We start from the raw sequence: 21,943 nt of genomic DNA, 5'->3' as shown, positions 1-21,943 counted from the left end.
GGGACATGATCCGGATTTTAGCCGCGTCAACCGCAGTGATCACCTTATCGGCCTGCGCCACCATGCCGTCAGCACCACCACCACCTCCGCCGCCACCTTTGGGCGCACCGTCAGCCGACGGGATTCCTTACACCTGCGCGGATGGTACGAACTTCGTGATTAGCTTTACGCCGGATGCGGCCATTGTGACGTTGGCTGACGGTACGCAACTGCAACTCAAGCAGCAGCCGGTGGCGTCCGGCATGTGGTATACGTCGGGCAAGCATGAGTTCCGCGGCAAGGGCTCAGAGGCCACCTGGGCCGTCGGGCGCATGGTGCCCACGCAGTGCAAAACCGAATAGGGTTCAGGTCACAAAGCTGGCGGCGATATTGATCGTTAGCGCCAGTATGGCGGTGTTGAAAAAGAACGCGAACACCGCATGGAACAGGTTCGTCCGGCGCATGGCTTTTGACGTGATGGCGACATCGGCGGTCTGGGCGGCGGTGCCGATGATGAATGAGAAATACAGGAAATCGAGATAGTCAGGCGTCGGGTTCTTATCCGGGAAGCTCAGGCACGGCGATTGGTTGTGCTTCAGGCCGATATAATAGGCATGGGCGTAATGCAGGGCGAAAATCGTATGTACGAAGGCCCAACTGGTGATGATAGTGGCGACCACCAGCGCAATGGTCAGGCTGCGCTGCGCGCCGTATAGTGTTTTAGCTTCGATAAGTTCAGTGACCACCGCCGTGATGCAGACGATTATGGTCAGTACCGACAAGATGAGGATGGCGACCTGCGCCACGTCCTGCTGCTCGGCGCGTTTATGCATTGACGCTTCGTCGGCCTTAAGCATCATCCGCCAGCTAAGGCCCAGATAGATTGTGGCGGCGATATTCCACGCAATCACTATGTCCTTGGAGAGCCGCCAGTCGGTCAGCCACATAAGGCCCGCGACTATGGCCAAGGCCAGAGCCGCGCACCCGGACAGGATGGGGCGGGCATGGACAAAGCGGATGGCGATATGGGGCGGTTTTGACGTAGACATGGCGGTATAATAGGTTGAATTTAACCCGCGTATATCTCTATTTCTTTGAGCAGCGCGGCCTTGCGGGCGTCAGAGGCAAACGATCCGGTGATGGAATTGCGCGCCAGCGTCAGGCAGTCCGCGCGGTCGATCAGGCCAATCGCGGTCAGGGCGCGGAAATTGTCATTCACATAGCCGCCGAAATAGGCCGGATCATCGGAATTGATGGTCGCTTTCAGGCCATGTTTCAGCATGTGCGGGATCGGGTGTGTGGTCATATCCTCAACCACACACAGCTTATGGTTTGACAACGGGCAGACCGTCAGGGTCAGGCCGGATGCGGCTAACCTTTGGGTGAGGGCGTCATCCTCCAGTGAACGGTTACCGTGATCGACGCGGTCGATGTGTAGGATATCCAGCGCTTCATAGACGTATTCGGGCGGGCCTTCTTCGCCGGCATGGGCGACGAGCTTAAGCCCCAGTTCCCGAGCGCGGGCAAAGACGGCGGCAAATTTCGACGGCGGGTGGCCGACTTCGGACGAATCGAGGCCGACGCCAATGATTTTATCCAGATGGGGTAGGGCCGCCTCAAGCGTATCGAACGCTGCCTGTTCCGGCAGATGGCGCAGAAAACACAGGATCAGACCGCTGGTCAGGCCCCACTTAGCTTCGGCCTCGACCTGCGCGCGGTGCAGGCCGTTAATGACCGTTTCATAGGCTATGCCGCGATCGGTGTGGGTTTGCGGATCAAAGAAAATCTCGGCGTGGCGGACAGTATCGGCTGCCGCGCGCGCAAAATAGGCCATGGCCAGATCGTAAAAATCGGCCTCGGTGCGCAGGACATCGGCACCCTGATAATAGATGTCGAGAAAGTCCTGAAGGTTGGAAAAATCATAGGCGGCGCGCACAGCCTCGATGCTGTCGAAGGCCAAGGTGATGCCGTTGCGCTGCGCCAGTTCGAACATCAGTTCGGGCTCCAGAGTGCCTTCGATATGAACATGCAGTTCCGCCTTTGGGAGCGTAGCCACAAATTCATCCAGCGCCAGATCATAAGCCATATGCACCTCCGTAGGGCTATAGTCCGCCGCATGCCGCAAGTTGGCAAGAGTTAGTTAAGGGCAATTTCTGGATTTGATGACCAAAGAGTGTAATAGTGCGATATTAAAATATCAGAGGTATCTGTTATTTGTGTAATTACTGTTGAAGAGTTCTTTGCGCCATCCTTGATAGATGCGCCTGACTGAAAGCATTCGGATTTATCAGTTATTACCCATCTATCATGTAACGCATTGTATGTTCTTAATTCAACATTTATTAGTGTTTGCTGTTTGTAAAGCTTGACGGCTGGAAGAAGGTTGGCAATTTTCTTGTCACTGGTAAAAAGCTTAATAAAAACATTGTCTCGAACTTGAGGAATATATTTTTCCACAAAATCAGCATCAAGATAGGGATCTATAAACATAATTTCTTCTGTAGCGGAGGAAATTATTTTTCTGATATTCTCGAAATAAGTGTATGTATTTCCAGCTTCAATTAGAGACGATTTTGGGCCTAGTGTTTGTAATTGAAGCTCTTTTTTTCCTTTTCTCAGCGCGTGCTTGACTTGATCGTATTGACCATCAAGCCTCATTCCGTGAGGTTTTATGAGCAGATTTTGTATGGGAAGGCTGACTGAAATGGCTTCAATTTTATCCCATAATTTTATCAAGGAACTGGCATTCGCCAGCCATTCGCGTCCGGTATCTGAATCAAGACCGTCAAGTTGTGGTGCACTTAACAATAGTCTATCAAATTCAGAATAAAGAGTATTTTTATCGATATCGCTCATGAGTGGCCGCTCGTATTTAAGATTATAAAAGTATTCTATAACAAAATATTGAGCGATTTGATAACTTCATCTACCCAGTAAAATGCAGTTCTGCGCTTTGGATGACGCGGGCAAGACGCGGCAGGATGTGCTGGATGCTCAGGCGGTGGAGGTGATCGGACTGGCTGGTACACAGATCCTCACAGATGACCACATCATAGCCGTGTTCCCACGCCTGACGGGCCGTCGATTCGACACCGAAATTGGTGGCGATACCGCCGAGGACAATCGTTTTGATCCCGCGGCGGCGCAGTTGGGTATCCAGTTCGGTGCCGTACAGCGCGCCCCACTGATGCTTTGAAATCACCAGATCGCCGTCCTTGACCAGACCGGGATGGAAGGTTGCGAAATCGGCAGGCATCCCGCCTTCGGGGCGGGGCATGGGCTGATCGACGTTCATGGACGGCATATCAGCATAATCCTTGGCCCAGCACACATGCACGGGTACGACCAGTGCGTTCGCGGCGCGGAACTTTTCGGCCAAAGCCATGCCGCTTTGCGCCACCACCTGGCCGTCGCGCGGCTCCAACGGACGATTGATGATGCCGTTTTGCAGGTCGATCAGGACGAGGGCGGTGGTGCGGGGATTGAGCGCGATCATGGGAAGTCTCTTTTGGCATAGTCTCCCGTCCATCTTCGATAGGGAGGAGAGGTATTGTCAATTCGGAAGTCGGTTTAAGGGCTTGCTTTGGCTGTGCGTTGCGGTAAATTAATCGCAATCAATCAATATCGAGCATTCACCGCTCGAACAATTCAGGGGCCAGGCATGGATCGTCGTCGTTTACTCACGCTGGGGGCTGCGGCCGCGTTTTTCCCGCAGATGGCCTGCGCCCAAACGCCGGTGGCCACGCCTGCAACCGTTGCGCCAAAACCCGTTCCGGCGCTGAAACCGCCGCTCGAAAGCTTTAAACTCTGGCCCAACGGTGCGCCGGGGGCTGAGGCGGTTACCGCCAAAGAAGAGTGGATCCTACGTAACCCCGGTGGTGATCCGAACGATACGGCCGCTACCCATGTCACCGATCCGATCCTGATGGTGCGCAGGCCTAAAAACCCCAATGGGGCGGCGGTGCTGATGATCCCCGGCGGCGGCTATGTGCGGGTGGCGGTCTCACGCGCAGGCGGTGGCACCGATCAGTGGTTGGCCGATCAGGGCATCACCACATTTACTATGACCTATCGCTTACCGGCCGATGGTTGGGCGGCGGGGCCGGAGGCACCGCTGCAGGACGCCCAGCGCGCCATTCGCCTGATCCGCCACCGGGCCGCCGAATTTGGCATTGATCCGAACCGGATTGGCGTGATCGGCTTTTCGGCGGGTGGGCATCTGGCCGGCTGGCTGTCGGAAAGCTTCGGGCGTGAGACTTACGCGCCGGTTGATGCCGCCGATACCTTATCCACCAAACCGCTCGTGTCGGGCCTGTTCTATCCGGTCATGACCATGATGGCGCCTCATGCGCATGGCGGGTCGGTCAAGCAACTGTTCCCGGGCGGCCCGACCGATGCCCAGCGCAAAGCCCTGTCGCTGGAGCAAAACCTGCCGGTCGATATGCCGCCGACCTTTCTGGCGCACGCCGCCGATGACCGGGTGGTCGTGGCTGAAAATAGCCTGATGCTTTATAGCGCCTTACGCGCCAATAAGACCCCGTCGGAACTGCATATCTTTGAAAAAGGCGGCCACGGCCTGCGCACCGACGGCAAGGATGAGCCTTTTATGGAGCTATGGCTGCCGTTCGCCAAGCGGCATGGGCTTTTAGGCTAGTTAGGTTATTGGTTGGCCGCAGTTTCGGCTTTTAGATTATCTGCGATGTCGCGCATTGCTTTTAGAGAGTCTAAATACAGATTGTCTCTAGTTATAAAGCCGTCGGAAATATATGAACTGGATTGAATATCGGTTTCTGACAGGTTGTATTTCAAATGTTTCATGATTTCGTAGATTAATTTTGTTTGATGTATTTTCATGAGGTCAAAAGCGACACCTTCGTTTTCTAACGAAGGTTTCTGGCGCGTTTTTTCTATATAATTTCGCCACTCTGACATTATTTTAGTTTGCTTGTTAAATTCAACCGGAACTAAATTTATAGCGATACTGTAGACAGGATCTGCTGGTAAATGCCTTGTGTTTAATAGCATTTTTAAGACGTTGATCTGTGCATCGCTCTGTTTTCGAATGTGGTCGTACCAAAGAGTTATCGCAACGGCGATAATGGGGCCTAAGAATATTCCCACCAGAGTGAGTGCCTCATACAAACCTAAGGCATTTGAAGAGTTATTTGTCATTAGTTAGTGCTCGATTCTATAATGATAATAGATTGTACCACTAAATACGAATGCACTCATTAACGTCTAAACAGCCAGAACAGGACGCTTAAGATCACGCTAATCAAAAGGCTGGTGACGATCGGCATGTAAAAGGTGAAGTTATCGCGTTTGACGACGATATCGCCGGGCAGGCGGCCGATGCCGAGCTTCGACAACCACGGCCACAACAGGCCGATGGCTACGATAAGGCAGCCGATAATGATCAGGGTTTTGGCCATTTTTATTCCTCCTCCCCATTGTATGGGGAGGTGTCGAGCCGCGCAAGCGACGAGACGGAGGGGTATTGCCGCGGACTTAAGATACCCCTCCGTCTTTTGCTAACGCAAAATCCACCCCCCCACTACGTAGGGAGGAGATTTAAGTCGCTCTGAAACAATCCTGAACATGGTCATCGACCATGCCTACGGCCTGCATATAGGCATAGAGGATGGTCGAACCCACAAAACTCATACCGCGTTTTTTCAGGTCTTTGGAGAGCGCGTCGGATTCCGGCGTCTGTGCGGACACGTCTTTTAGTGTTGCGGGCCGGTTGATCTTCGGCGCGCCGCCGACAAAGCACCAGACATAGGCATCGAACGATCCGAACTCTTTTTGGATGGCGATGAAGGCGAGGGCATTTTTGCGCACTGAATATATTTTGAGACGATTCTTGATGATGCCCGGATGGGTCATCAGAGCCTCGCATTCGGCATCGGTCATGCGCGAACAGGTCACCACATCGAAATTGTGAAAGGCGGTGCGATACCCCTCGCGCCGGACCAGAATGCTTTCCCAGTTCAGGCCCGCCTGCGCGCCCTCCAGGATCAGCATCTCAAACAACAGCCGGTCATCATGAACCGGCACGCCCCATTCCGTGTCATGATAATGGACATAGTGTGGCTTGTTCAGGTTCACCCAGCCGCAGCGGATTTTATCGGTCATTGGCATCTCTTTTAGCTGGCGGATGGGAAGACTTCGATATGCTGTGACCCGTCTCGCCCGAAATAGATAGCCTGTTTGCCGGATATGAATACCCAATAATGGCAGCAACCCGCCGCGACGATCCGATCCATAAATGTCAGATATTTGATCCGGCCGTGCTGGATGTCGGTAATGGCGGCCTTGACGGCGGCGGCATCGAAGGTGAGGGGAATATCACCGGCGTCATAGTCATAGGCGCCGACCTGGCTGGAACCATCCGTACCCCACGCCAGATGACGCTGGCCCGTAATATCGACCAGATAGCGTTCCGTACCGCTTTGGGCCAGCCGCATGACCACTTCGGGAAAGGTGATCTGTGATAGTTTCAGGGTGCTTTCGACGATGTGGGTGTCCATTTAAACCATCCGGTCTTTGCCGCGGGTGTCAGGGTTCCAGCCATTGGCGATCAGCAGTGACTTGATCGTGGTGAGGAGGCGGGTTTTCTCGGCGGCGGTCAGGCTGCTGAAAAAAGCCTCGTCATTGGCGTCGGCCTCATCGGCAAGCTGCGGCAAAAGCTGCGCACCTTTGCGGGTCAGGGATAGTTTCACCGCGCGCCGGTCAATCGGGTCGGTGTTGCGGTTGATCAGCCCCTTGTGGACCATACGCTCGGCCATCCGCGACAGGGACGAGGCATCAATGCCCACGATTCGCGCCGCTTCGTTCAGGCTCAGGTCGCCCTTGCCGTATAGTGAGCGCATGACGACCCACTGGGCGACGGTGATATCGTGTTTTTCGAGGCGTTTGGCGAAGCTGTCGGACACAAAATTCGACAGGCAACGCAGCCAGTAGCCCAAATGATCGTCGAGGGATGAGATTTTTTTCATGATCTATCATTAATTGCGTATGCATTAATTGTCAACGCAATCTCAAGCTCGACTGGTTAATCGTTGAGGGTTAACGGTTTGCGACGGATTTGCAAAAAGTGAAATGGGGCGCAATCTGGCCCTTGTTAACCCCTGACGCGAACAGGTTTTTTCCTGATCGTTTCTTTATTCCGCTTGGGTTAGCGTGGTTTTCGAAGGGCCATGCGGGGCTTTACGGCTAACGGCTTTACCGCTCCCGCAGACCTTACGGTGGATGTATCCACCACCTTATTAATTTCGATAATCCGGCACAGCCTCCCCCTGAATATGTGCAGGTTATCGGGTAAGTCCATACTGGACATCACGTTCGTACTGAACCTAACTTGAAAAGAGAAACGTTCATGAAAACCACGACTTCAAAAATTGCTGTTGCTGCCCTGCTGGGTGCCTTTGTTGCCGCGCCGGTAATGGCTCAGGAAGCCACTATGCCAGCGACCCCGCCAACCACAGCCACACCGGCGGCGACACCTGAAGCGGCGACAACCGCTGAACCTGCGGCTGATGCAGTGCGTGTCACCGGCACGGTGGCCGAAGCGGCTGGCGACGGCAAATCCTACTCGGTGGAAGTGGCCACCCAGTCCGGCAAGAGCCGTCCGATCGCGGTTGATGCCTCGGCTGTGACCGGTGCGCCCTTCGCGGTCGGTGACACCGTATCCATCACGGGTACGCTGGATGCTGATCAGACCAAGTTGACGGCTTCGGCCATCACCAAGGCGGACGCTGCGGGCCAGTAAGCCCCCACCCCTGACCCGCAATGACATTTAGTCAGCCGCGCTTGCGTCAACGAAAAAGGCTCCCTGAAACGGGGGCCTTTTTTGTGTTTGCAGATAAGGCCCGCGCGGCATAAAACTTGCTGATCATTGCGCGACGAATTGCCTGTAACCGCCGAAAGCCATTATGAGCCACCTGAAAATCGATATCGGTATAGCCACCGCCGGTCGGCGTGACATCTTGAGCGACGTCATCAATTTCATGGGCCGGATGAAGCGTCCGGCCAACAAGCTGATTATCTGTCCGGCCAAGCCCGAAGATGTCGATGCGGCTGCCCTGAGCGGCTATGGCGCGCCGATTGAGATCGTCTCCGGCCCGACCGGCTTGCCCGCCCAACGCAATGTCATTATCGAGGCGTCGGATGCCGATGTGATCGTGTTCTTTGACGACGATTTCCTGCCTTCCGAAGATTTCCTGATTGAGCTTGAGGCCCTGATGACGGGCGACCCCTCTATTGTGGTCGCGACCGGCCATGTGGTTGCTGATGGCGCGCTGGGGCCGGGTCTTGAGTTCGCCGAGGGCGTCGATATCGTTAAAGGGCTGGGGCCCAATGACGATGCCACCCTTGAGCCGACCTATAATGGCTATGGCTGCAATATGGCGATCCGCATGGACGCGGTGCGCAAACACAATATCCGCTTTGATGAAGCCCTGCCGCTATATGCCTGGTTTGAGGATGTCGATTTTTCGCGCCAGTTAGCGCCCTACGGCACGATTGTGCGCTCATATCGTCTGCGCGGCGTGCATCTGGGCACGAAGAAGGCCGGTCGCAGTCCGGGCAAGCGTCTGGGCTATTCGCAGGTCGCCAACCGCATCTATCTGGCCCGCAAGAAAACCCTGTCGTGGCCGGCCGCGATTGAGGGCATCGCCAAGCATCTTGCCGCCAATCTGGTGCGCTCTATTGCGCCTGAGCCGTGGGCAGATCGGCGTGGACGGCTGATCGGCAACCTCAAGGCGCTCAGCGAGTGGCCGAGCGGGCGGATGTCGCCGGGGCGTATCCTTGATTCCGATCTTAAAAACTCCTGAGCCATTACAAACCGCCACCCGCTTCCTGATGGGATACTTACCCACGCGCGCCTAAACTTTTTGGGCAGGGCAGGGCGCATACAGGAGATATGGAAATGGCAGGTTTTATTACCAACGGGCCGTTGAGCGAAGAAGCTGAACGCGGCTGGAGCAACCACGACGCCCATTGGCGTCAGGCCTACAGCGGTCGGCCAGAGCACGCTGAACGCGACTATTCGGACGTTCAGCCCGCCTATCGCTATGGCTACGAGCTTTATAACAACAACCGCAACCGTCCGTTCGAGGATATAGACGAGGCCGATTTACGGGCGGAATGGGAAGCGCGCAACAGTGCCGTACCGTGGGAAAATGCTCGCGGTGCCGTGCGCGATGCTTTCACCCGCGGCGATATCGATCATCCGCAGGCGTTTGAGCGGGCGACTGATTAAGCTGCAAGGACGTAAAAAAAGCCCGCCGGATCAGTCCGGCGGGCTTTTTTGATGGCTATGAAACGGATCAGGCTTTTCGGCCACGGACCATCCGGCCAAGCGCAATCAGGATACAGGCCCCGATCACACCGGCGACCAGGTAGCCAATGACACCGCCGAACGAGATGCCCAGAATTGAGAACAGGCCGTTGGCGATCATGGCACCGACGATCCCTAAGATTATGTTCAGCAACAGGCCCTGATCGGACTTCATGATTTTCTCAGCGATCCAGCCCGCAATAGCGCCGACGATGATGGCGGCCAGCCAGCCGATTTGATTGTCTTCCATAACAGCCTCTCACAATTGGGTTGATAGTGAACTGACTTTGGCGGTTACCCCATAAGGTTGAAATGGGTGGGTTCAAGTTGAAAATAAGGATGGTGCAAGGATGAAGCCTTGGGGTGCCTTGATTTCGGAGGGGCCTTTCAGCAGCGAATTTTTAGCCGGTTCCGTTCAGATTAGGCGCACCTGAACGGAGAATAAATCATGACTTTCAAACATTTAATGTTGGCTGGCGGTGTGCTGGGCCTGATGGCGATTGCGCGCAATGTGACCCGCAAAGGGGCGGGTCTCACGCAGACGATTACGCCGGAAAATTTGGCCGGTGAGTTGCGCATCATCGGCAATTTTCAGAACCGCATCGGCGCGCTGGCGGCCGAAAAATCACAGCGCGAAGAGGTACGCAGCTTTGCCCGCCGGATGATGGATGATCATGCCCGTCTGTCGCAGCGGCTGGAAACCATAGCCACGAATGAGGGCTTATGGATGCCGGGCGTCGATCTGGATGGCCTGCGCACCTCACTGGCGGACAAACTACAACGGGCCCCGCTCAGTGCCTTTGATGCGCTTTATCTTCAGACGCAGGACAATGCCCATAATGACGCCGTTGCTCTGTTGGAAGGCTTTGTCGCCGCATCCGAGGCCGGAGCGCTTAAGGACTTTGCCGAAGACGCTCTCAACCAACTGATTGATCATCAGAATCATATCCGCGATCTGATGACCACTCAGCCCGAAACCGAAACGGCGTTTTAAGCCGGTTCGGTCAAGGCACAGTAGGATTTGAGGAAGGCTTCGTGGTCGGGCAGGGCGGCCACAGCCTGATCAATCGTGCGCTTTAAGCCGGTGAAGGCCGTCTCCGCCTGGGGGCGGCTCATCATCGCGCCCAAATGGTGCCAGCGGGCCGGTTCAAGCCTCTGGCCGCGCAAGACCTGAAGCCAGGAATCGACCCGGAACAGATCGTCCGGTGCTTGCCAGGCGTGGCCGGTGTCACGGAACAGCTCAATGCGGTGCGACAGGGTGTCGGGAATGTCCATGTCGCGGCGATTGCGCCAGAATTCGCTGTCGTCGCGTTCGGTCAGCTTATAGTGCAGTATGACAAAATCGCGCACGCGTTCAAGTTCGTTGCGCGACATCTGGTTATAATGATCCGCCAGGGTTTCGGTAATGCCACCGAATGGGAAAAACTGGATCAGGCGCGTGACCCCGATCTGGAACAGGTGAATACTGGTCGATTCGAGCGGTTCGATAAAGCCGCTCGACAGGCCCAAGGCGACGCAGTTTTTGTTCCAGACCTTACGCCGGCTGCCAGTCTGGTAGCGGATCAGGCGCGGCTCGGTCAGGGTTGGGGTGTCCAGAAGTCCCAACAACCGCGTGCGGGCATCCTCATCAGACAGGGTCTGGCTGCAATAGACCAGACCATTGCCGACCCGGTTTTGCAGCGGGATACGCCAGCGCCAGCCATCGCCGTGGGCAATGGCGCGGGTATAGGGCATGAGGGGGCCGTGGGACTGGGTTTGCACGGCTAAGGCCCGGTCAGTCGGCAGCCAGTGGCTCCAGTCATCATAACCGGTCTTGAGTGCCTCTTCGATCAGCAGGCCACGAAAGCCGGTGCAGTCGATAAACAGATCACCCTCAATTCGCCGGTCATCATTCAGGGACAGGGCGGTGATAAAGCCGGTGTCCGGGTCCTGTTCGACGCGTTCGATCCGGCCTTCGAGGCGCTTGACGCCGTGACGCTCGCTGAAGGTGCGCAGGAACTTACCATAGAGCACCGCATCGAAATGGTAGGCATAGTTCAGGCGGCTGTTCGGGCCGGTCTGGAACTTTCCGGCCTCAGCGGCCTGCAGTTCAAAGCAATAGTCCTCAAGGTCGCCGCCATAACCTTCGGAGCGGGCTTGAAGCCAGAAGTGGTGAAACGGCGCCATCCAGTTCGATTTGCCGATCTCGCCAAAGGCATGGATATAGCGGTCGCCGTCACGGGCCCAGTTTTCAAAGGCGATGCCGAGTTTGAACGTGGCATTGCTGGCGCGCATAAAGTCGCGCTCATCTATGCCGAGCAGGCGATGAAAGGTACGCACCGTCGGGATGGTAGCCTCACCGACACCGACAATGCCGATGTCTTCGGACTCGACCAGCGTAATGTCGAGCCGGGGGCCCAGATGCCGGCCAAGGGCGGCGGCGACACACCAGCCGGCGCTGCCGCCACCGGCAATAATCACACGCATTTTAGGCATTGGGGACATGGGACACCTGCGTTATCGGTTCAGTTTCTGGAGTATCTGCGCCCGCAGGCGCCGCGCCGTCAGGGTATCGAGTGGGGCCAGAGCGCCGCGCACCGCCTCTGGCAGATGGGCAGCAGGAACGTCGGCCGGGCCAAAGATGTAGTAGTCGAACAGTTCGCGCCAGGCCGCCTTTTCAGGCTCAGGCCGATCGCGCAGGCTGAGCATCCCGTGCAGCAGCGTCGTCCACGGCGTATCCATGAAGGCGGGTGACGTATTCCACCAGTAGTTTATCAGGATGTTGAAGGGCTCCAGCGCCTCGACATGGTGCCACCAAAGCGCCGGATAGAACAGCACATCGCCGGGTTCCATATCAGCGACCTGAGCCTGCGCCAGGGCCTCACGAAAGCGCGGGAAACGCTCATGATCCGGATTGCGGAAATCAACCATGCTGACGACCTGCCCGCCGGGGGTCGGCTCCAGCGGGCCGGGATAGAGGTTGTGAACCTGATCCGGCGGAAACAGGGTAAAGCGGCGCTTACCCGCCACGCACACCGCCAGATTATGCGACATATCAAAGTGACAGGTGGCGGTGGTGCGGTTGCCGATCCAGATGCTGGCCAGCGGCGGGTTGGCTTCGAACATGTCGTGGTTCAGGATCAGGTCATTGTCATCGCGTAAGCCCGGCAGATAAAGGCCCAGATCGGTTGAGCCGATATAGAACGACGGCGGGGTGGGGTCGTCGAGGTGGTCATGAATTTGCTTGAGAAACGCCTCCAGCGCGACCCTCTCGCCCTTAAAGTTCAGGGCGGACATATCGTCATTGTAAAAGAAGCGCCCGCCCATCGCGTGGGCGCCGGTATAGCCGGTCACCGGACGGCCCTGATAATAGCGCAGCAGGTCATCCATCACGGCTTTGGGGCTGGTGCGGCCCGCCTGCACCAGAGGCCAGTCCTTCGCCACGCCTTTCAGGATCACCGGCCGTTGCCCGGCCATCAGCTCATCATAGGGGATATCACCCGGCGCGATACCGTTGAGAATCAGAGGCTTGGCCGTGGGGGGCAGGGCGGTGTCGGGCATGGTGACACTAGGTCCGGTTGCGTTTGCGGTTTTTCATTTCAATAAGCTTCGACATATTGCCAAGCGACGACATCGCCTGAAAGGCCAGCGCCAGAAAGCCTTGTTTATTGAGCGCGTGCAGCGCCTCACCCGCAAGGCCGCTCATGGCCTCAGCGCTGATGCCGAACAGGTCAGGGATTTTATAGACGGTGGTCTCATCCAGCCGGATATCGACCTCAATCGGGGCCAGCAGACCGGCGCTTTCAAAGGCTGCGAACATGGCGGGCATGATCTCAGCACCGGTATGGATGGTGCGCAACGTCCGGGTAATGCGCTCCAGACGCGGGGCATTGCCGCCGTGGGGCAGGAACAGAGGCTCGCCTTCAGTGCGGCTGAAACGGGGATGGTCAAGATCGGCGTGGATCACCGGCTCACGGCGGGTCTCCCCGTCGATATCGTGCGCCCTGAAGCCAATCAGGAACGGGCCTCGGGCGATCATGGCCGGGACATAGTGCCCGTTCCAGTCAGTGTCGGACAGGAACAGGTTCTCGTCCTTATCCAGACCCAGCAAGGCCACGGCGTAGAAATTGTTTTTGTCGTCGCGGCGGAAAAAAATCGGATATTCGCGCTGAATGTCCGCAAATTCCGTGGGAAACACGGCGATCTGATTGACGCTGTCGCCAAAGGCCTGACTAAAGCCAGCGGCATATTTCAGGTCGTGGTGTTCGACATTGTCGATGGGAACGGGCTGGCTCATGGGGGTACTTTATATGTTCAGTAAAGAAAGAAAAGGCCGCGAAACGTCGCGGCCTTTTCCATTAGTTTAAGCTACACGATTAGAACTTGTAACGCACACCCAACTGATAGCGGGTATCCAGTTCCTGAGCATAGTACAGGTTGACCTTGTCACGTCCGTGTTGGCGGATGTGTTCCTTGGTCAGGTTAAGGCCCTCAAGCGTGAGTTGAATGCTTGGGGTGACCTGATAGTTTACCGACATATCGACCACGCCGAAAGCTTCGACATAGGTCGGGTTGTGAGCGGTGCCATCGCGGTTTGCGCCGCTGATGTATTCGTCACGCCAGTTATAGGACAGACGGCCCGACAGCGGCCCCTTATCGTAGATCAGGGTGACGTTGTAGGTATCCGACAGACCCAGAAGCGGGAACTGAACGGTGTCGGTATCCGCCTGAGAGTTGTCGAATTCGACATCGCCATCAACCGTGGTCAGGCTGCCCGCGACCCCAAAGCCGGTATCACCGAAGAAGTGCTGGAAGGCCATTTCGAAGCCGTACAGGTTCGCGGTCTTGTCGTTGACCGGGATGCTGGTCACAAAGGTATGCAGCGGGTCATTGGCATCAGCGGTGATGTCATATTGAGCCAGAATCTGGTCGACAAACGCCTGGTTCAGATTGCCACCGGTCGAATTAGCCTGATACTCGGTCGTTGCGGCAGCCGCGTCGCCATTATTCTTGACGATCAAGGCCGTCATGGTGAACAGGTTCACGTCCGTTGTGCCCTGACCAATCGCGGCCAGTGCGGTCGCTGCCGTGCCGGAACGCGAACCGGCGGCACCCGATGACGGGTCACGCAGATCGAACAGGCTTTGCTCAACCGAGCCCTGACCCACGAAGTTGGCTATGTCCTTGTTGTAGAAGCCAATCGAGGCATAGTTGGACGGGCCGTAGTACCATTCCACAGAGAAGTCGACGTTGCTCGATTCCAGTGGCAGCAGCGATGGGTTGCCACTGGTGGCGGTCGGGTTGACACCGTTAAGGGTCGGACGCGGCGGACCATTGACGGTGGTGGTGGCATACATGTTGCCGAATGACGGACGGGCGATCGTCTTGGAGAACGAGGCGCGCGCCACGACATCATCACGGACATTGACCGACACATCGAGGTTCGGCAGCCAGTTATGATAGCTGGATTCAGAACTGATGGTGGCCACACCGCTGCCAAAATCGACTGTGGTGTCGTTATCAGCCGTCCAGCGAATGGCGGTCGGGATGCTTTGCAGTGCCGAAGCCGTAACATCAGTCTTTTCATAGCGCAGACCGGCGACCACAGTGGCCGACATACCCAGAAGGTCGCCCTTCATCAGGAACTGACCATAGATGGCCTTGATGTCTTCTTCGATCGTATTGGCGGTGATCGAAGCCGTAGGGATGGACACGTTATAACCATCGGCAAGGGCGTTATAGATATCGAGCGCATTACCGCGGAAGGCTATGCTGGAATCACCCGGCGTAAAGTCTTGGAACATGGCCCCGATATCATAGGTCTGAACCAGACCCGGTGCGTACTGTGCGACATCACCCGGATTGGAAATACCCCAGTCACCCAGCGCCTGATAGGTGGAGCCGGTTGTCGTATCCATCTTGGACTTTATGAAATCGATACCGGCATCAAAGCGGCTTTCGCTGTCAAAGTCGTAACGGAAGTTAGCTTTGAACTCATCGATCTTATGCGTCTGACTGTTGGTGATCATGCGGCCAACCTGTGAACCCAGGTCTCCGAGATCCAGTGCCCCGTTGTTATTGCCACGCAGGGCGTCGTTGATAACATAACGCTGGATCGGAATCTCACCGCGATAATCAACCGAGTGAGAGGCGATCACTGGCGCGCCCAAGGCGATCAGCACGGCGGTGGTGCCGTTTGGATTGCCTGGCAGGGCTTCGGCCTTGGAGCTATGGGCGTCCAGAGACAGGGTCATGCTGTCGTTGATGTTCCATTCGGCGTTCAGGCCGTAGGAAGTCAATTTGTCATTAACACCGCGCAGAGCCTGTTCAAAGCCCATGTCCTTCACACCGGACAGATTTTCCTGCATGAAGACGGCGTTGTAGATGCCGGAGGCGCCTTGTTCAAACACAACCTGATCGAACGGACGGTTGAACCAGTTGCCGGCGTCGGAGCGGTTTTCGGTCGCTTTGTTTTCGGCATACAGGGCATCCGCCGTGAACAGCCAGTTTTCAGCCGGACGCCACTGAACGGTAGCCTGAAGGTTTGTGCGCTCGGTATGGGCGTCGTTCAACTGATAGCGGCTGTCGTTGCCGTAAGACACCTGTGCACCGTCGGGCGGACGGTTGGTGATGGTCGACAAAAGATTGCCGCCGGTGTCATAGCGCAGACGGCCGCTGCCGCTCGGCAGGAACAGGGAGCAACTCGGCTTGGCATCAGGGCAGGTCGCGAAATAGTCAATGTTCCAGGAGTTCTGGGTGGCGGTGCGGGTGGCGACATCACGTTCGGAATAGGAACCGAATACGGCGACGCCAAAGGTCTTGTCTTCGCTGCCCCAGCTATAGGCGCCGGAAACTTCGGGGGTCCAGTCGTTACCGTCGACCATGTTTTCGCCATGCAGCCCCTTGACCGTAATGCTGCCGGTTGAGCCAGAGCGGTTAATCGGGCGCAGGGTCTTGATGTTCAGCGTGGCGCCAATACCGCCCGAAGCCACATCGGCCTTACCGGTTTTGTAGACTTCAAAGCCGCTCACGCCATCAGAGGCGATGTTGGAGAAATCGAAGTTACGGCTGCCGCCGCCGCCAAAGTCGTTGTCCTGACCCACCACGGCGATGTTCGCCGAAGGCATAACGCGACCGTTCAGAGTGGTCAGGTTAAAGCCCGGACCGAAACCGCGCACGGTCACTTCGGAGCCTTCGCCGTTGATGCGGTTGATCGATACGCCGGAGATGCGCTGAATCGATTCAGCCAGGTTGGTGTCGGGATATTTGCCGATATCTTCGGCCGAGATCGCATCAACCACGCCGATGGCGTTGCGCTTGATGTTCATGGAGCGCTGCAAAGACCCGCGCACGCCGGTGACGATAACGGTTTCAACGTCTTCAGCGCTTGTCGTTGCAGGGGCCGCGTCCTGCGCATACGCGCCACTGGCCACGAGGGCGAGGGTCGAGGCACTGCAGAGCACCGCTGCCCGTACCGCCCGTTTCAATCCCCGGTTAGATTTTGTAGTGTTCATTTCGCTTCCTTCCAGCTTTGTTTTTTATACGCAACTACTAAAGGGCTGCCATGTACTTGGCAGCGCTATGCGCGGTCCGATCTAAGGCGGACGCGTATCTCTGTACTCAAAAATCCCATGTTGGAATTTTCGGTATCTAGTCTGTTTAAAACGCCTGGACTTTTGCCCTAAGCCGTTTCCTTCCCTTGGCAGCTTATTTTGGAACGCATCATCGTGACTCGTTCGGACTGCCTCTTCGTTACCGCTATCATGACAACGTTATCATTGTAAAACACTGTCGATACAATTTTGCGCAGGTGAAAGCGCTTTGGGGCGCAATGTTGTAAAATTGCGACAAAAAATTGACCAATGCGTCAAATGAGGCTGATTTATCTTACAATATAACGGTTTGGTAACCGCGTATTGGCCTGAGTTTGGCCATATTTGTATTATGAATTGACGGTGGCGTTAAAAATTATGAAGGGTGGCGGCCGATTTTTTAATGGCTTGAGCGGGGGGATTTGCGTGGGTTTTCGAAGCTTTTAGATTGAGTAGGATAACACCTGCCGAGACCAGGGCCGCCCCGGTTAACAGCAATGGCGTCAGCGGTTCTCCCAGGAAGAGGCCCGCGCAGACGGCCGTGACGGCCGGTGACAGCGACCCCAGCGCTGAGGCTTGCACCGCGCCCAGCTTGCGGATCGCGAAGGCGTAGCACAGGCCTGCCATCAGCCCGGTGCCAAGACCGTGCGCCAGTATGAATGGCCAGGCCGATACAATATTATGCAGGCCCAGACGAATGGGGGCGTAGCCCAAGCTCGACAGAACCGCCAGAGCGGCCAGAGACGGCAGGCACTGCACCAGGGACACGCCGATCGCATCGAGGCCGGTTTGGCGCACCGACAGGGTAAACAGAGCCCACAGCGCCCCAGCGGCAAACACAAGTGCCGTACCCAGCGGCGACAGGGCGGTGATGCCCGTATTCAGGCCGCTGACCATGGTGACTGCCAGCAGGCCGCAGGCGATCAGGGCGAACCCCGTGATGACCGGGACGGACATTTTTGAGCGCGCGCCTATGGTTTGAAACAGGCTGACAATCAGGACGCTGCCGCCGGGGATCAGTGCGGCCGACAGGGCGGCAGAGGTCAGGGTCGCCCCCTTAACGGCGATCAGGTAAAACGGCAGGCCACCCCCGGCGAACACCGACAGGACGGCGCTTAAAGGGGCGCGGCGGATGTGGGGCCAGCGTGATTTCAGCAAGGGCAGGAACAGCAGGGCCGGCAGGCCAAACCGGACCAGAGCCGCATCGGCAGGCGTCAGGTTCAGATGGCTAAGGCCGCGCGCGGATAAACTAAAGCCTGTCCAGACGGCGATGACGATGATCATGGCGGCTATGCCCGACATCGGGCCCCAGATAGCAGGTGACGTTCGCGCCTGCACCAGGCCGGCATGTGGCGGGGCGACAGAGGTAATATCGGGCGTTTGCGAGTCTGATGTCGGCATGGCAAAAAATGATAGGGGCGGTCCGGCGAAATTTCTTGCCTTAATTGACGTCTTAGCACGGGGTTCACGGAAAATTTAGTCGCGGATGATATTTTATTGTATACCATATTCTATATTTGATTTAGGGTGAAAAATTCCGTATCGGGTAGGTTTATGGAAAAAATCATGCGGCAATGCGTAATCATTCATCGTTTGGGGGTGATATTTTGCCGTTAGTCATGTTATGCTCATGATGAAAAGGGATTGAGTGTCATGCGCCAGGGATTGCCGGAATACAGCGCCTATTTACCGCATAATATTGAGCAATTGTCTGAGATGGTGTCGGCTATTGCCGCGGCGGCTCATGACGCTCACGGGCTGACCGCCACCGAATGGCGTATCCTGGCGATGCTGAGCGCTCACGGGCGCGTGCCGCAAAAAGCCATCGCGGCGGGCGTTGGTGTGGAAAAGGTGGTTGCTTGGCGCGCCATTACCAGCCTGCGCAAGAAGCGCTTTGTCAGCCGCCAATTCTGCGAAGGTGACTACCGCGCCTATGACCTGTTTCTAACGGAAGCGGGCCGTCACAAATTTGAAGACACTGTGCCGGTAGCGCGCGACCGCGAAGCGGTGCTGATTGCCGGATTGACGCGTGATGAGGTGCGCCGCCTGTGTGAGTTGCTAAAAAAGCTAGCCCCGGCTGAGGCCGCTGACGATGACGCTGAGGCGTTTTCAGCCCATTTGCCTACCGACTTCAAGCAGGCCAGCGCCGCCTAGAGCACGTCCCGATCTGATTGGATCGGAACTGTACTCTAACGCCTGCGCCATGCCGATGATATCCTTGGCAAAGCCGGTGCGTACCGACCCGACCATCGACGCCAACCTGGGCCACAGCACGCTTTTTTGTGTCTGGTCGTGATTATAAATGATTGCATCTGCTCCGTAATCCGGCCCATAAAGGTGAAAACTAAACAGGAGCAGGGACATGAAGGCATCCGCGGCGATCAGTGCAATGGTTTGGGCCTTGGCGGGGGGCGCAAGCGCCGAAACCCTGACGCTGGATGCCAGTGCACCACCCCTGGCACCGGTCGAGGGCACGCTGAAGATGGGGGCGAACCGTGCACCTGATGGCACCGTCATTTCCGTCAATAATCAGTACCTGATGATTGGCGGCAAGCCCGTCGTACCGGTCATGGGCGAATTTCACTACAGCCGTTTTCCGCGCGCCTATTGGGAGGAGCAACTCCTGAAAATGAAGGCGGCGGGCGTCAATGTCATCGCGACCTACGTCATCTGGCAGCACCACGAAGAACAGGCTGGTCAGTCCGATTGGGAGGGCGACCTTGATCTGCGCGCCTTTATCGAGTTGTGCCAGAAGCATGGGCTTTATGCGTATTTGAGGCCCGGCCCGTGGGTCCATGCCGAGGTACGCTTTGGCGGCATTCCTGACTGGGTGGTTGATTCGGTGCCGACGCGGTCTAACGATCCGACCTATTTGTCCTACGTCGAAGCGTTTTACGGTAAGGTCGCTGAACAATCGAAGGGCCTGCTGTGGAAGGACGGCGGGCCGGTCATCGGCGTGCAGTTGGAAAACGAGTATAACCGCAATGGTTATCTTCAAGGCCGCGACCATATCTCAAAACTCAAAGAAATCGCGCTCAAGGTCGGGCTGGATGTGCCGCTCTATTCGGTGACGGGTTGGGACAATGCCCTGTTCCCGCGTGGTGAGGTCATTCCGGTGTTCGGCTCATACGTCGATGAGCCTTGGTCGGCATCTGCCACCATCCTGCCGCCGAAATCGAGCTACATGTTCCAGTTTGGCGTGCGCAATGAAAAAGGACTAGGGGCGCAGGGCTCGACCTCCACCCAAGACGATGGCGGGCGCGACACCGACATCACGCCGTTTTTCGGGGCGGAGTATGGCGGCGGGGTGCCGACGATGTACCGGCGCAGACCGATTATAAAGCCTGATGATATCTCGAAAATGACCCTGACCAAGATCGGCTCAGGTGTGAATCTGATGGGCTATTATATGTTTCAGGGCGGTCAGAACCCACCGGGGTCACCGACCCGCGAAGAAACCGTGGCCACCGGCGGCTTCAACGATATGGCTAAGTTAGGCTATGATTTTCAGGCGCCGTTGGGCCAGTACGGTCAGGCCCATCCGGTGCTGAACCAGTTGAAACCGATCCACTATTTCCTTGAGGCGTTTGGCGATCGGGTGGCGCCGACCCATGCTTACGCGCCCGTCGCGCAACCGACCGGTTCGGATGATCTCAAAACCCTGCGCTGGTCGTTTCGGGGGAATGGTCAGTCGGGTTTTGTGTTCGTCAACAACTATGTCCGTCAGTACGATATGGCCGCACACAAAGACGTGCGGTTTGAGGTCAAGCTTAACGGTAAGACCGTGACCCTGCCATCAGCCGGTGTCGATATCAAAAGCGGCGATAATTTTATGTGGCCGGTCAATTTCGACCTGTCAGGCATCAATCTGCTGTGGGCGTCAGCCCAGCCGGTTACAAAAATCGCGGACGGTGAGGGCGACCTCTATATCTTTGCCCGCAGCGGCGATATCGCGCCGGAATTTGCCTTTGGACCGGAGGTGACGGTTAAGGGGGGAGCGCTGAAAGACGGTCTGCGCATTGTCTCGACTAAGGCCGGTACGGGGGCTGTGATCAAGGCCACCGCCAACGGTAAAACCGCGCGCCTCCTGCTGTTGACCGACGATCAAGCCAAGCACCTGACCAGAGTTGATCTGGGTGGCAAGGCTCATGTAGTGTTAAGCGACGCCCATGTCTTTGGTAATGATCACGGCGGGTTTGACCTGCGCCAGACGGGTAAGGCTGAGTTTAATTTCAGCATTTATCCGGCGCCCGATAAGGCCACGACCGGGGATACGACGCTGAAAGCCGGCAAAAAGGACGGCATTTTCACCGTCTATCAGGCCAAGGTGCCCGCAAAAACCCTGACGGTCGAACTGACACCGCTTAGGCCCGCGCAAAAAGCGCCGCCGCTTAAAACCTACGGCCCACGTAACACGCCGGTAGTGCCGGAACCGGAAAGCTTTGCCGCGTCTGCCGCATGGACGATCACAGTGCCATCCGATGCCTTGACCGGTGTGGCGGATGCGTACCTCGATATTGCCTACCAAGGCGATGTGGCCCGCTTGTTCTCTGGCGCGCGCCTGATCGACGATGAGTTCTACAACGGCAAGGTCTGGCGGATTGGGCTCAAGCGCTATGCGGGGATAATCGATAAGCCGCTAACCCTGACCATCATGCCGATGCGTGAGGATTCAAAGGTTTATCTGGATGCGAGCGTGCGCCCGCAGTTTACGGACGGGCAGGTGGCCAAGGTCACTTCGGTGACCCTGACACCGGAATATGGCCTGACTATAATGCCATAAGGATAAACAGCCCAAGCCCCATCACACCCGCCACGCCCAAGGCGCAGATACGCGCGATCTGTTCAATGTCATTGACCGAAAGGGTGGTGGCATGGCGGCTGCGGGTTGCGATGAGCGCGTTGGAATGTGACATGACTACCGCCTTTTGAGTTGTGATTTACGGCCTGATGATGTCGCCAGCGGCCATAAAAACTCAATTGGGTTTGTGGTGCTGTTCAATGTGGCGAAAAACAAGTTTGTAAAATAAACTAGTTTGTGTATATCGTGGTT

General features: G+C 56.5%; 25 protein-coding genes. 8 read left to right on the top strand and 17 right to left on the bottom strand.

All coding sequences use genetic code 11. The annotated features are described in order from the left end of the window. Positions 1–5 precede the first annotated feature (5 nt). Positions 6–341 carry an MliC family protein gene (locus OVA03_RS04950; protein WP_267527051.1) on the top strand — a complete coding sequence of 112 codons (336 nt, stop codon included), beginning with the start codon at positions 6–8 and terminating at the stop codon, positions 339–341. 3 nt (positions 342–344) lie between these two features. Here OVA03_RS04950 and OVA03_RS04945 read toward each other — a convergent pair whose 3' ends face one another. The 4 genes from OVA03_RS04945 to OVA03_RS04930 all read right to left on the bottom strand — a co-directional run bounded on the left by OVA03_RS04945 (position 345) and on the right by OVA03_RS04930 (position 3,475). After that, the gene (locus OVA03_RS04945) at positions 345–1,028 is read right to left on the bottom strand and encodes a DUF1345 domain-containing protein (RefSeq protein ID WP_267527050.1); all 684 of its coding nucleotides are present in this window, start codon (positions 1,026–1,028) and stop codon (positions 345–347) included. Between the two features lie 20 nt (positions 1,029–1,048). Continuing rightward, positions 1,049–2,065: an adenosine deaminase gene (locus tag OVA03_RS04940; RefSeq protein WP_267527049.1), complete on the bottom strand. Its 1,017-nt coding sequence runs from the start codon at positions 2,063–2,065 to the stop codon at positions 1,049–1,051. Between the two features lie 50 nt (positions 2,066–2,115). Further along, a complete protein-coding gene (locus OVA03_RS04935; RefSeq protein ID WP_267527048.1) occupies positions 2,116–2,835 on the bottom strand; it encodes a hypothetical protein in 720 nt (239 codons plus the stop codon). A gap of 70 nt (positions 2,836–2,905) precedes the next feature. Beyond that, entirely contained in the window at positions 2,906–3,475 is a 570-nt protein-coding gene (locus tag OVA03_RS04930; protein WP_267527047.1) for a hydrolase, read from the bottom strand. A gap of 165 nt (positions 3,476–3,640) precedes the next feature. On the opposite strand from OVA03_RS04930, the gene OVA03_RS04925 reads away from it, so the two are divergent. After that, entirely contained in the window at positions 3,641–4,633 is a 993-nt protein-coding gene (locus tag OVA03_RS04925) for an alpha/beta hydrolase (RefSeq protein WP_267527046.1), read from the top strand. Between the two features lie 5 nt (positions 4,634–4,638). Here OVA03_RS04925 and OVA03_RS04920 read toward each other — a convergent pair whose 3' ends face one another. The 5 genes from OVA03_RS04920 to OVA03_RS04900 form a co-directional block, all read right to left on the bottom strand. Beyond that, the gene (locus tag OVA03_RS04920; protein ID WP_267527045.1) at positions 4,639–5,151 is read right to left on the bottom strand and encodes a DUF6680 family protein; all 513 of its coding nucleotides are present in this window, start codon (positions 5,149–5,151) and stop codon (positions 4,639–4,641) included. 59 nt (positions 5,152–5,210) lie between these two features. Further along, positions 5,211–5,411, bottom strand: a complete 201-nt coding sequence (locus OVA03_RS04915; RefSeq protein WP_267527044.1) for a DUF2905 domain-containing protein — start codon at positions 5,409–5,411, stop codon at positions 5,211–5,213. A 139-nt stretch (positions 5,412–5,550) separates the two neighbouring features. Continuing rightward, a complete protein-coding gene (locus OVA03_RS04910) occupies positions 5,551–6,114 on the bottom strand; it encodes a DNA-3-methyladenine glycosylase I (RefSeq protein ID WP_267527043.1) in 564 nt (187 codons plus the stop codon). An 11-nt stretch (positions 6,115–6,125) separates the two neighbouring features. After that, positions 6,126–6,509: a DUF1398 family protein gene (locus OVA03_RS04905; protein WP_267527042.1), complete on the bottom strand. Its 384-nt coding sequence runs from the start codon at positions 6,507–6,509 to the stop codon at positions 6,126–6,128. After that, entirely contained in the window at positions 6,510–6,977 is a 468-nt protein-coding gene (locus OVA03_RS04900) for a MarR family winged helix-turn-helix transcriptional regulator (protein WP_267527041.1), read from the bottom strand. A gap of 380 nt (positions 6,978–7,357) precedes the next feature. Between OVA03_RS04900 and OVA03_RS04895 the strand changes: the two genes are divergently transcribed. The 3 genes from OVA03_RS04895 (at position 7,358) to OVA03_RS04885 (ending at position 9,241) form a co-directional block, all read left to right on the top strand. Then, positions 7,358–7,750 (top strand): hypothetical protein, encoded by a 393-nt coding sequence (locus OVA03_RS04895; protein WP_267527040.1) that lies wholly within the window; start codon positions 7,358–7,360, stop codon positions 7,748–7,750. Positions 7,751–7,913: 163 nt separating this feature from the next. Then, positions 7,914–8,813, top strand: a complete 900-nt coding sequence (locus OVA03_RS04890; RefSeq protein ID WP_267527039.1) for a glycosyltransferase family 2 protein — start codon at positions 7,914–7,916, stop codon at positions 8,811–8,813. Between the two features lie 95 nt (positions 8,814–8,908). Further along, on the top strand, positions 8,909–9,241 hold the full coding sequence (locus OVA03_RS04885) for a hypothetical protein (RefSeq protein ID WP_267527038.1): 333 nt from the start codon (positions 8,909–8,911) through the stop codon (positions 9,239–9,241). Between the two features lie 67 nt (positions 9,242–9,308). On the opposite strand, the gene OVA03_RS04880 is transcribed toward OVA03_RS04885, so the two are convergent. Then, complete coding sequence (locus tag OVA03_RS04880) at positions 9,309–9,569, bottom strand: GlsB/YeaQ/YmgE family stress response membrane protein (RefSeq protein WP_267527037.1); 261 nt, start codon at positions 9,567–9,569, stop codon at positions 9,309–9,311. A 198-nt stretch (positions 9,570–9,767) separates the two neighbouring features. Here OVA03_RS04880 and OVA03_RS04875 point away from each other — a divergent pair, with 198 nt between their 5' ends. Continuing rightward, the gene (locus OVA03_RS04875; RefSeq protein ID WP_267527036.1) at positions 9,768–10,313 is read left to right on the top strand and encodes a DUF4142 domain-containing protein; all 546 of its coding nucleotides are present in this window, start codon (positions 9,768–9,770) and stop codon (positions 10,311–10,313) included. On the opposite strand, the gene OVA03_RS04870 is transcribed toward OVA03_RS04875, so the two are convergent. The 5 genes from OVA03_RS04870 to OVA03_RS04850 all read right to left on the bottom strand — a co-directional run bounded on the left by OVA03_RS04870 (position 10,310) and on the right by OVA03_RS04850 (position 18,291). Continuing rightward, positions 10,310–11,803: a tryptophan halogenase family protein gene (locus OVA03_RS04870; protein WP_267527035.1), complete on the bottom strand. Its 1,494-nt coding sequence runs from the start codon at positions 11,801–11,803 to the stop codon at positions 10,310–10,312. The genes OVA03_RS04875 and OVA03_RS04870 overlap by 4 nt on opposite strands. A 12-nt stretch (positions 11,804–11,815) precedes the next feature. Then, the gene (locus tag OVA03_RS04865; protein WP_267527034.1) at positions 11,816–12,859 is read right to left on the bottom strand and encodes a cupin-like domain-containing protein; all 1,044 of its coding nucleotides are present in this window, start codon (positions 12,857–12,859) and stop codon (positions 11,816–11,818) included. Between the two features lie 7 nt (positions 12,860–12,866). Then, a complete protein-coding gene (locus OVA03_RS04860; RefSeq protein WP_267527033.1) occupies positions 12,867–13,595 on the bottom strand; it encodes a SapC family protein in 729 nt (242 codons plus the stop codon). A 79-nt stretch (positions 13,596–13,674) separates the two neighbouring features. Continuing rightward, positions 13,675–16,812, bottom strand: a complete 3,138-nt coding sequence (locus tag OVA03_RS04855) for a TonB-dependent receptor (RefSeq protein ID WP_267527032.1) — start codon at positions 16,810–16,812, stop codon at positions 13,675–13,677. 447 nt (positions 16,813–17,259) lie between these two features. Next, positions 17,260–18,291: a DMT family transporter gene (locus OVA03_RS04850; RefSeq protein WP_267527031.1), complete on the bottom strand. Its 1,032-nt coding sequence runs from the start codon at positions 18,289–18,291 to the stop codon at positions 17,260–17,262. Between the two features lie 252 nt (positions 18,292–18,543). On the opposite strand from OVA03_RS04850, the gene OVA03_RS04845 reads away from it, so the two are divergent. Beyond that, positions 18,544–19,044, top strand: coding sequence for a MarR family winged helix-turn-helix transcriptional regulator (locus tag OVA03_RS04845; protein WP_267527030.1), 501 nt, complete (start codon positions 18,544–18,546; stop codon positions 19,042–19,044). Here OVA03_RS04845 and OVA03_RS04840 read toward each other — a convergent pair. Next, on the bottom strand, positions 19,000–19,254 hold the full coding sequence (locus tag OVA03_RS04840) for a hypothetical protein (protein WP_267527029.1): 255 nt from the start codon (positions 19,252–19,254) through the stop codon (positions 19,000–19,002). The two genes, OVA03_RS04845 and OVA03_RS04840, sit on opposite strands and share 45 nt — an antisense overlap. Between OVA03_RS04840 and OVA03_RS04835 the strand changes: the two genes are divergently transcribed. Further along, positions 19,253–21,673 carry a beta-galactosidase gene (locus tag OVA03_RS04835; protein ID WP_267527028.1) on the top strand — a complete coding sequence of 807 codons (2,421 nt, stop codon included), beginning with the start codon at positions 19,253–19,255 and terminating at the stop codon, positions 21,671–21,673. The two genes, OVA03_RS04840 and OVA03_RS04835, sit on opposite strands and share 2 nt — an antisense overlap. On the opposite strand, the gene OVA03_RS04830 is transcribed toward OVA03_RS04835, so the two are convergent. Then, complete coding sequence (locus OVA03_RS04830) at positions 21,660–21,806, bottom strand: hypothetical protein (RefSeq protein ID WP_267527027.1); 147 nt, start codon at positions 21,804–21,806, stop codon at positions 21,660–21,662. The genes OVA03_RS04835 and OVA03_RS04830 overlap by 14 nt on opposite strands. Between the last annotated feature and the right edge of the window lie 137 nt (positions 21,807–21,943).

The organism is Asticcacaulis sp. SL142, from assembly GCF_026625745.1.
Classification (GTDB): Bacteria; Pseudomonadota; Alphaproteobacteria; order Caulobacterales; family Caulobacteraceae; genus Asticcacaulis.
Note: the sequence above shows the minus strand (reverse complement) of the source record. Positions and strands in the feature narration are given on the sequence as shown.

Excerpts from the sequence above, each read along its gene's own strand:
- OVA03_RS04950 (WP_267527051.1), top strand. The coding sequence starts at position 6 with ATGATCCGGATTTTAGCCGCGTCAACCGCAGTGATCACCTTATCGGCC.
- OVA03_RS04945 (WP_267527050.1), bottom strand. The coding sequence starts at position 1,028 with ATGTCTACGTCAAAACCGCCCCATATCGCCATCCGCTTTGTCCATGCC.
- OVA03_RS04940 (WP_267527049.1), bottom strand. The coding sequence starts at position 2,065 with ATGGCTTATGATCTGGCGCTGGATGAATTTGTGGCTACGCTCCCAAAG.
- OVA03_RS04935 (WP_267527048.1), bottom strand. The coding sequence starts at position 2,835 with ATGAGCGATATCGATAAAAATACTCTTTATTCTGAATTTGATAGACTA.
- OVA03_RS04930 (WP_267527047.1), bottom strand. The coding sequence starts at position 3,475 with ATGATCGCGCTCAATCCCCGCACCACCGCCCTCGTCCTGATCGACCTG.
- OVA03_RS04925 (WP_267527046.1), top strand. The coding sequence starts at position 3,641 with ATGGATCGTCGTCGTTTACTCACGCTGGGGGCTGCGGCCGCGTTTTTC.
- OVA03_RS04920 (WP_267527045.1), bottom strand. The coding sequence starts at position 5,151 with ATGACAAATAACTCTTCAAATGCCTTAGGTTTGTATGAGGCACTCACT.
- OVA03_RS04915 (WP_267527044.1), bottom strand. The coding sequence starts at position 5,411 with ATGGCCAAAACCCTGATCATTATCGGCTGCCTTATCGTAGCCATCGGC.
- OVA03_RS04910 (WP_267527043.1), bottom strand. The coding sequence starts at position 6,114 with ATGACCGATAAAATCCGCTGCGGCTGGGTGAACCTGAACAAGCCACAC.
- OVA03_RS04905 (WP_267527042.1), bottom strand. The coding sequence starts at position 6,509 with ATGGACACCCACATCGTCGAAAGCACCCTGAAACTATCACAGATCACC.
- OVA03_RS04900 (WP_267527041.1), bottom strand. The coding sequence starts at position 6,977 with ATGAAAAAAATCTCATCCCTCGACGATCATTTGGGCTACTGGCTGCGT.
- OVA03_RS04895 (WP_267527040.1), top strand. The coding sequence starts at position 7,358 with ATGAAAACCACGACTTCAAAAATTGCTGTTGCTGCCCTGCTGGGTGCC.
- OVA03_RS04890 (WP_267527039.1), top strand. The coding sequence starts at position 7,914 with ATGAGCCACCTGAAAATCGATATCGGTATAGCCACCGCCGGTCGGCGT.
- OVA03_RS04885 (WP_267527038.1), top strand. The coding sequence starts at position 8,909 with ATGGCAGGTTTTATTACCAACGGGCCGTTGAGCGAAGAAGCTGAACGC.
- OVA03_RS04880 (WP_267527037.1), bottom strand. The coding sequence starts at position 9,569 with ATGGAAGACAATCAAATCGGCTGGCTGGCCGCCATCATCGTCGGCGCT.
- OVA03_RS04875 (WP_267527036.1), top strand. The coding sequence starts at position 9,768 with ATGACTTTCAAACATTTAATGTTGGCTGGCGGTGTGCTGGGCCTGATG.
- OVA03_RS04870 (WP_267527035.1), bottom strand. The coding sequence starts at position 11,803 with ATGTCCCCAATGCCTAAAATGCGTGTGATTATTGCCGGTGGCGGCAGC.
- OVA03_RS04865 (WP_267527034.1), bottom strand. The coding sequence starts at position 12,859 with ATGCCCGACACCGCCCTGCCCCCCACGGCCAAGCCTCTGATTCTCAAC.
- OVA03_RS04860 (WP_267527033.1), bottom strand. The coding sequence starts at position 13,595 with ATGAGCCAGCCCGTTCCCATCGACAATGTCGAACACCACGACCTGAAA.
- OVA03_RS04855 (WP_267527032.1), bottom strand. The coding sequence starts at position 16,812 with ATGAACACTACAAAATCTAACCGGGGATTGAAACGGGCGGTACGGGCA.
- OVA03_RS04850 (WP_267527031.1), bottom strand. The coding sequence starts at position 18,291 with ATGCCGACATCAGACTCGCAAACGCCCGATATTACCTCTGTCGCCCCG.
- OVA03_RS04845 (WP_267527030.1), top strand. The coding sequence starts at position 18,544 with ATGCGCCAGGGATTGCCGGAATACAGCGCCTATTTACCGCATAATATT.
- OVA03_RS04835 (WP_267527028.1), top strand. The coding sequence starts at position 19,253 with ATGAAGGCATCCGCGGCGATCAGTGCAATGGTTTGGGCCTTGGCGGGG.
- OVA03_RS04840 (WP_267527029.1), bottom strand. The coding sequence starts at position 19,254 with ATGTCCCTGCTCCTGTTTAGTTTTCACCTTTATGGGCCGGATTACGGA.
- OVA03_RS04830 (WP_267527027.1), bottom strand. The coding sequence starts at position 21,806 with ATGTCACATTCCAACGCGCTCATCGCAACCCGCAGCCGCCATGCCACC.